This window comes from Hymenobacter swuensis DY53 (assembly GCF_000576555.1).
In the GTDB taxonomy this organism is placed as follows: Bacteria; Bacteroidota; Bacteroidia; order Cytophagales; family Hymenobacteraceae; genus Hymenobacter; species Hymenobacter swuensis.
On record NZ_CP007145.1, the window covers coordinates 1,362,837 to 1,376,263 of the forward strand.

The window sequence follows — 13,427 nt, forward strand, 5'->3', positions numbered from 1 at the left end:
CAGTTAGGCTTTCACCTGGTACGCTACGCTTTCCGGTTTCACTTCCGATACATCAAAGTGTACTCCTTCATGGTTGCTCTTGACGGTGATTTCGTGGGTCATGTCGCAGCCGGGGCATTTGATTTCCTCGGTTTCATACTGGCCTTCTGTATCCGCGCTGTTGGCAAAGTGTTCGGCTGCGGGTACGCCGATGAGGTCGGTGAAAACCTCGGTGTTACACTTGTTGCATTCGAATTTGAGGCCCACGGTGCGGCCTTGGAGCTCATCGACGGGGGCGGGGGTACTTTTCTGTTGAATCCACATAAGGAAGCGCTGGTTGGTTGTTGGAGAAAGAACGGGAACTGGCCAGTAGGCCTACCTGTCTGTACGCGGGAAACCAGGAAATGGGTTAGGTACTGATCGTCATGCCTTAGCCAACGGGGTTGTACCTTCCGCAAATGAAAAGCTGACTTTTATTTTACCGGATGTCTGTTTCGACTACTTCTGTGCCAGTCGCTGCGGCTTTGCCTCGGGTGCCGCGCTGGCGCACCCTGCTGGGTTCATTGGCTATGGCCCGCCGGCCCATTCAAAACCTCGACCGTGCCCTGGCTACGCACGGCGACACGGTAGGCCTGCACTTGGGTGGCGTGCGGCCCTGCATTGTTACGCGCGACCCGGCGCTGGCCCAGCATATACTTCAGAAAAACCACCGTCGCTACCTTAAATCCGACCTCACCCACGGCCTTATTCGCTACCTGGGCCGGGGACTGCTCACCAACGAAGGTGCCGACTGGCTCCGGCAGCGCCGACTGATTCAGCCGGGTTTTCATAAGCAGCGCCTCACGGCCCTCACCCAGCTCATGCAGGCCGCTGCCGAGCAATGGAGCCAGAGCCTGCGCGCCCGTCTGGCCGCCGCCGGAGGGCAGCTCCGCCTGGATATCCACGCGGAAATGACGCAGGTGGCCTTTGATATTATTGCCCGCGCTACCTTCGGAACCAGCATGACGGACGCCGAGCGAAACCGGTTATCGGCCATTCTGACGCAGATTCAGGCATTCTATGTGCGCACCGTACGCCAGCCGTATCTGCAGCCGTGGTTTAGCGCCGTCGGCACTTTCCAGCGGCACGATGCGCTCAGCCGGGAACTGCGGGAACTAGTGCGCGGCTACATCCGGCAGCGCCAAACTGCCCCGGCTGCCGGAGCACCCGTGCCCGACGACCTGCTGCAGATGCTGCTAGATGCCCGGTATGAGGATAGTGGCGAGCCAATGACCGAGGACCAGCTGCTGGACGAAGCCAATATTCTGCTGCTGGCGGGCCACGAAACCAGTGCCAATGCGCTCAGTTGGCTGTTTTATCTGCTGGCCCGCCATCCGGACGCGGCTGCGCAGGTGCGGCAGGAGCGGAGCACGGCCGGCCTGGCCCACCGTGCCCCCGCTTTTGCCGAGCTGCCGCAGCTGCTTTACGCGCAGCAGGTGATTCAGGAAACGATGCGCCTATACCCGCCCGCCTGGATTCTGGACCGGGTGGCGCTGGAAGATGACGAGTTTCGCGGGCTGCCAATTCCCAAAGGCACGCTGTTTTCTATTTACATCCACGGTATTCATCGGCACCCAGCATTGTGGCCGGAACCCGATGCTTTTCGGCCCGAGCGGTTTGCCGCTGGTCAGCAGCCGCCCATTCCGGCTTACGCCTACCTGCCGTTCGGCGGCGGGCCGCGCATGTGCGTGGGCAACCACTTTGCCCTCACCGAAATTCAGCTGGTGCTGCTAGAGGCTCTGCACCACGTTGAGTTTCGGCCGGTTGCCGCTACGCCTGCTGAAACGGATCCGCTTGTCACGTTGCGGCCCAAGGGGCCTTTGTGGCTGGATGTATCTGGGGTGGTAGGAAATTGAGCCGGCTATTTTGCTATACTTGCTCACATGACGCATCCTCTAAGCCTGTTGCCTGTTCCTAACGCCTTGGTGCCCCAGCTTGAAACGCCCGATTTGCTCCTGCGCGGCCCCCAGGTTTCCGATCTGCCGGAGTTTACGGCTCTTCACAACGACCCGGTATTTTACCGCTTCCTGGGTAACAAACCGCAGACGGAGGAAGAAGTGTGGCGGCGCATGCTGGGCCAGTTGGGCCACTGGGCCATGTTCGGCTACGGGGCTTGGTCTGTTGAGGAAAAGGCTACCGGCCGCTACATTGGCTCCGTAGGCTTCTTCGATTTTCAGCGCGACCTGACGCCTTCCCTCAAGGGTACGCTGGAGGCGGGCTGGACCATTGCGCCGCGTCTGCACGGCCGAGGCTATGCCACTCAGGCCTTGCAGGCGGCTCTGGCCTGGATTGAGCCGCGCTTCCCACAGGCCCGCCTCACCTGCATCATCGACCCTGATAACGCGGCTTCCCTGAACGTGGCCCGTAAGTTTGGTTTCTACGAATTTGCCCGCACTACCTACCACCACGAGCCGATTGTGCTGCTGGAACGCGCCCGTGTCTCTCCGGATAAATAACGCAACGTCATGTTGCGCAAAGGCGCAGTTGAAGCATGAAGTTGCGTTAATTGAAAGGGCCGTTTTCATGAAAACGGCCCTTTCAATTAACGCATAAAGCTGGAATTACTCCGCCAGCAGTTGGTCAATGGTTTTGTTGAATTCGGCTACTTCCTGCTCGTAGTACTTGCCGGTGCCGGGGCCCGAGTAGCCGGTGTGGATCTTGCGCACCTCGCCTTTCTTGTCCAGAAAAATGGTGGTGGGGAAAGCCAGCACCTGCTGCAACTGCGGCAGCGACTTGCTGGCGGCGTCCTTGTTGGCCTCGCCGGCCACGGCAATATCGTAGCCGATGTTCATGCGCTCCTTCATCTTCAGCAACTTCTTGGTCGCCACGGCCTGGTCGGTGGTGCGCTCGTAGCCCAGCCCGATGATTTCCACGCCGCGCTGCTTGTTCTTCTCGTACCAGGGGGCCAGGAAGTTGGTTTCGTCCATGCAGTTAGGGCACCACGAGCCCAGCACCTGCACCACCACCACTTTGCCCTTGTATTTGGGGTCGGAAGGGGATATGCTGCCGCCTTCGTAGATGCTGGGGAACTTGAAGGCGAGCTTTTTCTGGCCGGGCTTCATGCCGGTCAGGGCGTTGGCGTCGGGTAGTTTGGCGTTGGGGTCGAGCATGGCGGTCCAGGTTTCGTGGCCAGATTTGCCGGAGTAGAAGTCACCCACCATTTTCGACGGCTCGAACCCATAAGGATTGTTTGGCGGGAGAAACTTCGCACTACTTATCAGTTTTGCTACGAATAAGAAAGCGTGGCTACCATCGAAAGTAGATAAACGTAGTGTGTCGTTTTTTACGATGCCGTCCAAATAGCGGTAATCACCGGTTGAAGTCAGGAAAGTGCCCGATACCATCTCTTTGTTCTGCTGAAAAACACCAACAGCCTGATAAGACTCGCCTCCTGCATCTTGGAATGTAGTGGCCCAGTTGCCTGCAATCTTGAAGCTCGAATGGGGGGCTTTACTACCTTCAAGTGAGAACAATTGCTGCTCGCCCTTGGTCGCCGCAAACGGCACGCGGTACGGCTCCTTGCCGTCGTACTTTACCCAAGTGCCTTTGAGCTTATCTGCCCCATCAGCCCGCACCACCAGCGCGGCATCGAATACGCCTAGGCGGATGGTGGTGGAGTCGCCGGCCGAGCTGATTTCGTCGAGCTTGAGGCGTTCCTCGCCGTTGCGCAGCGTTACAGTGGGCTTGCCGCCGTCCTGGGCTACATCAAACAGAAACGGAATTTCCTGGCCCTGGGCCGAGAGCACGCCCCGCCAGGTGCCAGCCGTGAGGGCCGTAGAACCGGAGGCTTCCGCCGCGCCGACGCCCGGAGTTTCGGTGGAAGTAGAGTTGGACTGACAGGCCACCGCGGCCAGCGCGAGTCCGGCCCCGAGTACTGCCTTGCGAAATTCAATGGCAACGGGCATACAAAGTAGGGTTAAGTTGATTCGGGGCTAAACTACGGCCGGGGCATATTAGTTTACCGCTGAAGGCCGCGAATGTAGGCCAACTTTTAACGCCAGCCGTTAGAATCATTCTAAATGCGGCCCTGGCCCGGCTTCCAGGCCCCGAAAAGTTGGGCTACGCAACGGCCGGTACCTATATTTGCGTACCTGTCTATGATAGGCACGTTCTCTCCACTTTTTCCCTTTTGAATTATGGCGTTTGACTTAGAAATGATCAAGGCTGTGTACGCTGGCATGGGCTCCCGCATTGAGGCCGCCCGTACCGCCGTTGGCCGCCCGCTTACCCTGACGGAGAAAATCCTGTACGCTCACCTCTACGGCGGCACGGTTTCGCAGGCGTTTGAGCGGGGCGTTTCCTACGTCGATTTCGCTCCCGACCGTGTGGCCATGCAGGATGCTACCGCCCAGATGGCGCTGCTCCAGTTCATGCAGGCCGGCAAGCCCCAGGCCGCCGTGCCCAGCACCGTACACTGCGACCACCTGATTCAGGCCAAAGAAGGCGCTACCGAAGATCTGGCCATTGCCAACTCCGAAAACAAAGAGGTATACGACTTCCTGGCTTCGGTTTCCAACAAATATGGCATCGGCTTCTGGAAGCCCGGTGCTGGTATCATCCACCAGGTGGTACTCGAAAACTACGCCTTCCCCGGCGGCATGATGATCGGTACCGACTCGCATACGCCCAACGCGGGTGGCCTTGGTATGATTGCCATTGGCGTGGGTGGTGCTGATGCCGTGGATGTAATGTCGGGCATGGCTTGGGAGCTGAAGTTCCCGAAGGTAATCGGCGTGAAACTGACCGGTAAGCTCTCGGGCTGGACTTCGGCCAAAGACGTTATCCTGAAAGTAGCCGGCATCCTGACGGTGAAAGGCGGTACCGGTGCCATCGTGGAGTACTTCGGCGAAGGAGCCAATAACCTGTCGGCTACCGGCAAAGGCACCATCTGCAACATGGGCGCTGAAATCGGGGCTACTACCTCGGTGTTCAGCTACGATGAGAAGATGGGCGACTATCTGCGTGGCACCGGCCGGGCCGAAATTGCCGACCTCGCCGCCGGTGTAGCGGCTCACCTGCGCGCCGATGACGAAGTTCTGGCCAACCCCGCTGAATTCTACGACCAGCTGATCGAAATCAACCTGTCGGAGTTGGAGCCTTACGTGAACGGCCCGTTCACGCCGGATGCCGCCTGGCCGATTTCGCAGTTCGCCGCCGCCGTAAAGGAGCACGGCTGGCCCGAGAAGCTGGAAGTAGGCCTGATTGGGTCCTGCACCAACTCCTCGTATGAGGACATCACCCGCGCCGCCAGCATTGCCAAGCAGGCGGCCGACAAGGGCCTGACCGTACAGGCCGAGTACACCGTGACGCCCGGCTCGGAGCTGGTGCGCTACACTGTGGAGCGCGACGGTTTGCTGGACACCTTCGCCCAGATGGGCGGCGTTGTGCTGGCTAACGCCTGCGGTCCGTGCATCGGCCAGTGGGCCCGTCATACCGACGACCCCAAGCGCCGCAACTCCATAATCACGAGCTTCAACCGCAACTTTGCCAAGCGCAACGACGGCAACCCGAACACCCACGCCTTCGTGGCCTCGCCCGAAATCGTGACGGCCTTCGCCATTGCCGGCGACCTGACCTTCAACCCCCTCACCGACACGCTGACCACCAAAGACGGCCAGCAGGTGAAGTTTGATGAGCCTGTAGGAATTGAGTTGCCCCCCCGTGGCTTTGCCGTGGAAGATGCCGGTTTCCAGGCGCCCGCCGAAGATGGCTCGGGTGTGCAGGTGCTGGTAGATGAGGCTTCTGACCGTCTGCAGCTGCTTGACCCGTTCAAAGCCTGGGAAGGTACCGACCTGAAAGGGTTGCGTCTGCTCATCAAGGCCCAGGGCAAGTGCACCACCGACCACATTTCGATGGCCGGCCCGTGGCTGAAATACCGCGGCCACCTGGACAACATCAGCAACAACATGCTCATCGGGGCAACCAACGCATTCAACGGCGAGGCTAACTCGGTGAAGGATCAGCTGACTTCCGGCACGCCGCACGGCACGGTGCCGCAGGTAGCCCGGAACTACAAAGCCCAGGGCATTGGCTCGGTGGTAGTAGGTGACGAGAACTACGGCGAAGGCTCATCGCGCGAGCACGCTGCCATGGAGCCCCGCCACTTGGGCGTGCGCGCCGTGTTGGTGAAGTCGTTTGCCCGGATTCACGAAACCAACCTCAAGAAGCAGGGCATGCTGGCCCTGACCTTCGCCAACAAGGCCGACTACGACCTGATTGAGGAGGACGATACTATCGACATCATCGGCCTGACCACGTTTGCCCCCGGTAAACCGCTGGAAGTACGCCTGCACCACTCCGATGGCGACACTGACCTCATCACGGTAAACCATACTTACAATGAAGGTCAGATCGAGTGGTTCAAAGCCGGTTCGGCACTGAACCTGATCCGTTTGAAAGAGTCGGGCCAGCTGGCGTAAGCAACCAGTAGACCAGATAAAACGGCCGCCTTCCCGGATAGGGGAGGCGGCCGTTTTTGTGGATGGTAGGTGCAACGTTTTGGCAGGAAACAGCCTCTACAGGTGAAATGCCATATTCAACCTTACACAGTAAGCATGTATGAAACAGCTTTTTACTTTGGGAACAAGTGTAGTGTGCGCGTTGCTGCTTAGCGGCTGTGTAACCTGTGGGGGTGACACCGAGCCCTGCATAGATACGCCAGTCGCGTTTACTAGCTTGGAAAAGGAATATGGTTGCACAAATACCCCACGGCAGCTGAGCATAAATCTGCCTCAGACCTACACCGTTGTTCGTTCCCAAGCGGAGTTCGACCAGCAGGTAGCCGGTGACTGCCATCCGCAGGTTGACTTCACAAAGTACGACCTAGTGATTGGCAACGCAGGCTCCAGCAGCGGCAGTTCTACTATCACGTACGCTTACCAGCGGGAATGTGAAACCGGCAAGTCGATTCTGAAAGTCGTATTTAAGGCGGGTATGACCAATGACGCCCCCATCCTGACGTATCACGCACTGGTGCCCAAACTGGCTCCCCAAGAAACGGTGCTGGTGGAGGTAGAAATGAAAGCCAATTAAAGACCATCTGAACAAACGGCCGTCTACGCATCCCTAGCAGGCGGCCGTTTTTATTATTTCAAAACTTTGAAATGCAAAGTTCTTTGATTTATGTTTGTCCGACTAAAGTAGCCGGGCAGGTGTCCCGGCTTAGCCCGGAGTCTTATTCACTTTGCGTTATGCGTAATCTATTGCATCCCAAGTGGCTGTTGCTGCTCAATACGGCGGCCGTTATAGTGCTGGCGCTGCTGTGCTACGGGCAGTTTGCGGTTATCCGCAGCCTGTTGCCGGCGGGTAGTGTAAGTACTTGGAGCTGGCTGGGCGGCGCATTGGCCGGGGTAGCACTAAGTACGTTAGGGTACGCGCTGGGCCAATGGCGGCGGCAGCAGGAGGTGAGCACGCTGTATTGCCTGTTGACGCTGGTGGGATACTCGGCCTTGATCTGCATCGGCGTGAGTCTGGATACGGAATTGCTACCCCGGGACGTGCCGCGCTGGATGGTGCCCACCGATCCGCTGGTGTACTTGATTACTTTCCTGATGCCCACGTTGGCTCATGCCGGCTACGCGTTGGTGGTGCGCCTCACGCCGGCAGGAAAGGACTATTCGGTACTGACCAACGTGGGACTGGCACTGGCCGCGCCGCTGAGTTGGCTCGTGCTGATTATGCTGCCCGGTGGCTTGCTGCTGGGCAGTATTCTACCCGACTGGCTCGGTAGCGGCCTGCTGGTGACGGGCTTGGTAGTAGGTACCGTGATGTTCCTGTTTTATCTGGTGCGGGTAGTATACATTCTGGACCTGCGGCGCGGCGAATATGGGCAAGAGTTCAGTCTGCTCTGGAAAATACTGCTGGGCATTGTGCTGCCGCTGCTGGGCCTGATGGTAAACAACGGGTTGTTCTGGGGCAATTTCGGCGGCACGGAAACCGGTATTTTCGGCAACTTCAGCAGTCCGTGGTTTTATGGGCTGGCGGTGCTGAACGGTATGCTGCTCTGTCTGCCGGCTAGCCCCAACCGGTGGTTGCATCTGCTGCTGCTGTTCGGGCGGAGTGTGCTGCTGGGCTATACGTTCTACTTCTTCCTGGTTTTTCTGCCGTTTCTGCCGCTGGCGTTGCTGGCCGTTATCCTTATCGGAACGGGGTTTCTGATGCTGACGCCACTGGTGTTGCTGCTGGTGCACGTGCGGGAGTTGGCGGCCGACTGGGAGCAGCTGCGGCTTGCGTTTTCGGGACGGGTGCTGCTGGTAGTGTTGCTGAGCGGTGTCTGTACGCTGCCGCTGTTCATCACGGCCCGCTACCTGGCCGACCGCCACACCCTGCACCAAGCTCTCGACTACCGCTATGCCCCCGACTATACCTGCCGGTATACCCTCAACGAACACGCACTGGCCCGCACCCTAGGCGTGGTGAAGCAGCATAAGGACCGCAACAGTGGAGGTGGGCCTTTTGGCTCGCATGTCCCGTACCTGTCGTTGTATTTCAACTGGCTGGTCCTGGATAACCTCACGCTGTCGGATACTAAAATAGCCGACCTGGAGCAGGTGTTTCTGGGCGAGTTACCAGAAAAAACCGAACAGGCCGCCCGCCCGTTTGCCGTACCCGCGCCAGCCGCGCCGGTTCTGACCGATGTCATCACCAAAAGCACTTACGACGCCCGCCAGCAGGCCTGGGTAAGCCAGGTAGAGTTGCGCGTGGCCAACACCGATACCACTCAGCGCGCCGGCGAGTACACTACTACGCTGGACCTGCCGCCCGGCTGCTGGGTAGGCGACTACTATCTGGACATGAACGGGCGTCGGGAGCATGGGATTCTGGCTGAGAAAAAGGCCGCTGCATGGGTGTATGCCCAGATTCTCAACGAAACCCAGGTCCGCGACCCAGGCCTGTTGGCTTACCGGAACAACCGTCAGTTGAGCCTGCGCGTGTACCCCGTAACAGGCCAGACTCCCCGCGTGACGGGCATGCAGCTGCTGCACAAAGAACCAGTTACGCTGCTGCTGGATGGTCGAGAGGTAAGGCTAGGCACGGCCGCCAGCGTGCCGGTTACGGTGCCGGTGGTGGCCAATGGGGGCGACGTGGTATATATGAGCGGGGCAGCTAAACAGCGCCTTCCGCTGGTACGGCGGCGACCCTATTTCCATTTTCTGCTGGATGTTTCAGAGCGCCAGCAGCAGCAAAAGCAGGCGTATGCCCGCCGTCTGGAGCAGCAGTTCGGGGCCGGAGTTCTGACGGATACAGCCACCCGCTTTACGCTGGTAGATGCCTACGCTACTCCGGTAGCGGCCGGTGCCAACTGGAAGCAGGAGCTGGCAAACCATGAGCATACTGGCGGCTTCTACCTGGATGGCGCCTTGCGCCAGCTGCTGGTACAGGCTTTCCTGCGGCCCCGTGCCACTTATCCGGTTCCCGTAGTAGTTACCGATAACCTGGCCGCTGCCGTGCTGGGGGCAGATTTAGCCGAATTCCAGGCTGCCTACCCGGAATCTGACCGGTTCTACGTGCTCGATGCCAACAGCCACCTGACGGCTCACTCGCTTCGCCACGAAGCCGGCCGGGTACTTTCTGAGGTGGCGGCGGGCACTTCCTTGCCGGCCCCGGCTTCGTTGGTGCGCGCTTGGCCCACGGCTGCCCAGCCCCAGGCGTATCTGGCCGATGATACCCTGGCCGAAATAGTGCTGGTCCACCCGGTGGCCCCAATGCGGCCGGCACTGGCGGCTGGTGGGCGCTGGCAAACGGGGCTGTTGCTGCACGGCTATCAGCAATGGCAGGCTTTCCACCCGGAGGCCGCCGAAGACCAGCGCGTTCCGTTCGTGCGGGCCAGCTTCCGGGCTGGTATTCTGACGCCCTTCACTGCGTATCTGGCCCTCGAAAACCCAGCCCAAAAAGCCGCGCTGCAACGAAAGCAGGATCAGGTGCTCAGCGGCAAAGCTGCGCTGGATGTGGATGAAGGCGAATCAAACCAACCAACTGCCGTGCCGCTGGATGAGTACATTGGGCTGTTGGTGCTGGCGGCGGTAGGCTTGGCCGCGTGGCACCTTCGGCGGCTGCAGCCGGTGTAGCGCCGGATTGCTGGCAGGCACGGCTTCTGTGCCAGACGCCAAGTTCTGCACGAAGTGGGATTTATCAGGTAACACACCTACTCTAGCCACAGGCTAGAGTAGGTGTGTTACTTTGCTTTGGCAATGTATAATCGGGTGTATCAATGCATAGATATTGCGCGTGGCTTATATGGATGGGGTTACAACTGCTTCTCTTGGCTTTTCCAGCCGAGGCACAAACCCTGCAGCTGGATACGCTTCATGAGCAGGCCCAAGTTGGTAGCCGCCCGGCGCTTAATAAGTTGATCCAGCTTACTAAAAGTCGCCGGCAAGTGCATTACGCTATTGGTCGCCATCAGCGGAAAGGCCAACTGGGCAAGCTGGCTAGTAGCAATCTGCGGAGTCTGGTCGTATTTTCGGACGCAGAACTAAAAGGGCGGCCTCTGGATTTTTCGCGAAATCACCTGGCTCTGGTGCGGGCTAAAGCAGCAGCGTTACGCTACTTTCCCCTGTACCAGCACTGGGGGCTAAGCCCGCTGGAAGACGATTCCAGCAGCATATATCATGCACGCCTTCTACCGGCCGGTAGTGCGCAACCCATGCAAAAGTCACTGCCCGATATCCTATTTAAGCAACCCGGCAGTGCCCGGTTGGACTCGCTTTGGCAAGCCAGAAATCCATTAGTGCTACGGGAATTGCCTCGCTACGTGTATGCGTGCCGACACAAGGGCTTCTTCTGGACAGAGGACGTAAAGGCATTTATGGAGCAAGCTACTGGCCTGCAGCTGGGCGTTCAGAACTATGCAGCTGACACCGTGTATACTTTAGAATATGATCACTATGACGTAGCCCTACACCACTACAACATCTTCTGGGCCCGGCATTACCAGGAATTTCGTTGGAATCAGCAGCTGGCTCGTTTTGAAGCCCCCAATCTGACAGTGTATCCCCGCTCGGTGGTGCGGCAGCTGCTGGATCAGATTGTCAGTCAGGATTCCAGTGCTGCCTTTCGTGCTTATACTATTCTTATCGAGCAGGGAATTCAGGTGGATAGGACTTATAGAAAAGAAGCAGCAATGGGTTTTTTTGCCAACCCGAGCCTGCCAATCTTCTGGGATAGTTTTGTGGCAAGTAAGCAGACGCTCCGCGCCTATCTGCTCCCTACTGGGCTGCCACTCACGCTGCCGACCGCCCTAGCCGCTCAAAGCCGGCAGCTATTGCAGCCGCTTTCGTTCGGGCAGCGCTACCGTTTGGAGAACCAGCTCATGCAGGAGCTGAGTCCGCAAACTGTTACGGCGTTCGAGTTGCTGATGCTGGATTACCAGCGAAATGCGCTGGCCCAGGAGTCGGTAGGGCGTATTCTGGATGTATTATACTCTCGTTATTGGCCAACCATAATAGCAGATAAGGTGCTGCTGGCGCTGTATCTCAAAAAAGTACGTGTGTATGACGAACTGGGTATTGTGGGCAGCTGTAATGATCTGGCGGTTAAACTGAGTGGGCTGACTGGCAGTGCCCGGCGGACCCTGCTTGCCGTGCAGGATGCTACCTCGGATGCTGATGTGCGTAAAGCAGCCCGGACGGCGTTACGGCCTCACCAACGCCACGAGTCCCGACGGACCTTCAGTCTGGTACGGCCCGGCTCCCGCCCAACGGTAACGTACAATCCGGACAGCTTAAGGCACGTACTGCAGCAACAGGGCCTGATAGTGTACACGGGCAGTCAGTTAGACCTGGCGCGCCTAGATACCGCCCTGAAATATGATGCTCCTTTGGGATTTGTGGGGGGGCATATGCCCCGCACTACTACCCTGGAGCCATTGATTCGGTTACTGGAAGCAACGTTCCGCACTGACCTGGGTTTCGGTGCCACCTTCGGCGACTGGCGGATTTCTGGTTCCCCGTCCGTAGTGCACAGGGCCCGCGCGTGGCAGGCGTACCTGCGGCAGCAAGGACTGATAGCCAAGGACAATGCGCCGATTTCCTTCGTGCAGGAGAATACTTTTTACACCCGGTTTAAAGCCAGCAGGGCCAAGCGGAGGATTAAAGTATTCCTGTACCGGTTATCTCATTAGCTTCCACAAGCTCCTGTGCAGAAAGAGAGTTACAACTGCTGCTATGATCCTGCCACCTGTTCTGCCCGGTTTTCCCGGGGCCGTTGCACCAAGTAATAGTACAGCAGAATCACGAGGCCCGTCAGGAACGGCAGCAGGGCCAGATGTTTGCCGGTAAGGCTGCCCCACACTATCACGGTATCAAAGCCCATGAATTCACTGAGCATCCAGTAGGAGTTGGCGGAAATCCAGAAGACGATGGCCAGGTTGTGGGCCAGCTCGGCCGCCATGTGGCGGGTGCGCCAGGTGATAAGCACGGCAATGGTGAGCGTCGGGAAAATTATGCTGATGCCCAGCGGTTTCCAGATCATGCACCAGCCAATGTCCTTGAGCAGCCAAAACAGGATGTGCAGGTTTTCCATCCGCCGGTACGGGGCCGGGATGGTGTAGGGCTGGTCGTTGGGCGCGGGCATGGCAGGCAAGGGAAAGTGCTAAAGATAATGGCCGGTCACTATTCCATCGGGCCGCCAGGGGCGGGTTGGGCCAGTCATCTGGTTCAGCTTTTTTGGCTGGGCCGCGTATGAGGGGCAGCTTTCCACTTTTTCAGTTTGCCTTATGATAACGCCGGTAGTTCGAAAAATAGCCAAAGGAGTTGCCTGGACGGGCGGTGGCATCCTGGGCGCGGTGGCCTTGTACCTGGTGGCCGCCGCCGGATTATCGGTTATTCCGGTAGCTGCCGAAAATCCGGACACTGCGCCGGATGAAGTGGAGGCCTACCTGCTCTCCAACGGTGTGCATACTGACCTGGTAGTGCCCGTGCGCAGCCCCCAGATGGACTGGACCCGGCTGGTGCCCTACGCTCATACGCCCGCCGCCGACAGTACCATGCAGTTCGTGGGCTTTGGCTGGGGAGATAAAGGCTTTTACCTCGATACGCCCACCTGGGCAGAGCTGAAGCCCAGCACCGCCGTAAAGGCTATGTTCTGGATGAGTACCACGGCCATGCACACCACTTTTCACCACCGGCCTACTTTGGGGCCCGATTGTGTGCCGCTGCACCTGAGCCGCGCCGAATATACCCGGCTGATTCAGTTTATCGAGAGCAGTTTTGCTCATGATGCGCAGGGACGCGTGCAGCACATTGCGGGCCATAGCTACGGGCAGCACGATGCTTTTTACGAGGCTAAACGCACGTACAATCTGTTCTACACCTGCAACAGTTGGGCTAACGAAGGCCTGAAAAAAGCTGGGCAGAAGGCAGCTTTATGGACGCCTTTCGACTTCGGGATTTTCTGGCATTACCGGTAGC

At 58.5% G+C, this 13,427-nt stretch carries 10 protein-coding genes; 7 read left to right on the plus strand and 3 right to left on the minus strand.

Going from position 1 to position 13,427, the window contains the following annotated elements:
• Window positions 1-3: 3 nt before the first annotated feature.
• Window positions 4-303: a hypothetical protein gene (locus HSW_RS07325; protein WP_044001414.1), complete on the minus strand. Its 300-nt coding sequence runs from the start codon at window positions 301-303 to the stop codon at window positions 4-6.
• 182 nt (window positions 304-485) lie between these two features.
• Between HSW_RS07325 and HSW_RS07330 the strand changes: the two genes are divergently transcribed.
• Together HSW_RS07330 and HSW_RS07335 are read left to right on the plus strand one after the other, a co-directional pair.
• Window positions 486-1,874, plus strand: coding sequence for a cytochrome P450 (locus HSW_RS07330; RefSeq protein ID WP_197031959.1), 1,389 nt, complete (start codon window positions 486-488; stop codon window positions 1,872-1,874).
• A gap of 27 nt (window positions 1,875-1,901) precedes the next feature.
• Window positions 1,902-2,474 (plus strand): GNAT family N-acetyltransferase, encoded by a 573-nt coding sequence (locus tag HSW_RS07335; RefSeq protein WP_052346211.1) that lies wholly within the window; start codon window positions 1,902-1,904, stop codon window positions 2,472-2,474.
• A 105-nt stretch (window positions 2,475-2,579) separates the two neighbouring features.
• Here HSW_RS07335 and HSW_RS07340 read toward each other — a convergent pair whose 3' ends face one another.
• The gene (locus HSW_RS07340; protein ID WP_081768302.1) at window positions 2,580-3,923 is read right to left on the minus strand and encodes a TlpA disulfide reductase family protein; all 1,344 of its coding nucleotides are present in this window, start codon (window positions 3,921-3,923) and stop codon (window positions 2,580-2,582) included.
• A gap of 231 nt (window positions 3,924-4,154) precedes the next feature.
• Here HSW_RS07340 and HSW_RS07345 point away from each other — a divergent pair, with 231 nt between their 5' ends.
• From HSW_RS07345 to HSW_RS07360, 4 genes are all read left to right on the plus strand, one after another.
• The gene (locus HSW_RS07345; RefSeq protein WP_044001415.1) at window positions 4,155-6,437 is read left to right on the plus strand and encodes an aconitate hydratase; all 2,283 of its coding nucleotides are present in this window, start codon (window positions 4,155-4,157) and stop codon (window positions 6,435-6,437) included.
• Window positions 6,438-6,693: 256 nt separating this feature from the next.
• Window positions 6,694-7,050 (plus strand): hypothetical protein, encoded by a 357-nt coding sequence (locus HSW_RS07350; RefSeq protein ID WP_044001416.1) that lies wholly within the window; start codon window positions 6,694-6,696, stop codon window positions 7,048-7,050.
• A 158-nt stretch (window positions 7,051-7,208) separates the two neighbouring features.
• Window positions 7,209-10,085 carry an MSEP-CTERM sorting domain-containing protein gene (locus tag HSW_RS07355; protein ID WP_044001417.1) on the plus strand — a complete coding sequence of 959 codons (2,877 nt, stop codon included), beginning with the start codon at window positions 7,209-7,211 and terminating at the stop codon, window positions 10,083-10,085.
• 740 nt (window positions 10,086-10,825) lie between these two features.
• A complete protein-coding gene (locus tag HSW_RS07360) occupies window positions 10,826-12,139 on the plus strand; it encodes a hypothetical protein (RefSeq protein ID WP_197031960.1) in 1,314 nt (437 codons plus the stop codon).
• A 41-nt stretch (window positions 12,140-12,180) separates the two neighbouring features.
• On the opposite strand, the gene HSW_RS07365 is transcribed toward HSW_RS07360, so the two are convergent.
• Window positions 12,181-12,591 (minus strand): hypothetical protein, encoded by a 411-nt coding sequence (locus tag HSW_RS07365; protein ID WP_197031961.1) that lies wholly within the window; start codon window positions 12,589-12,591, stop codon window positions 12,181-12,183.
• A 142-nt stretch (window positions 12,592-12,733) separates the two neighbouring features.
• Between HSW_RS07365 and HSW_RS07370 the strand changes: the two genes are divergently transcribed.
• Window positions 12,734-13,426 (plus strand): TIGR02117 family protein, encoded by a 693-nt coding sequence (locus HSW_RS07370; RefSeq protein ID WP_044001419.1) that lies wholly within the window; start codon window positions 12,734-12,736, stop codon window positions 13,424-13,426.
• Window position 13,427: the final 1 nt, after the last annotated feature.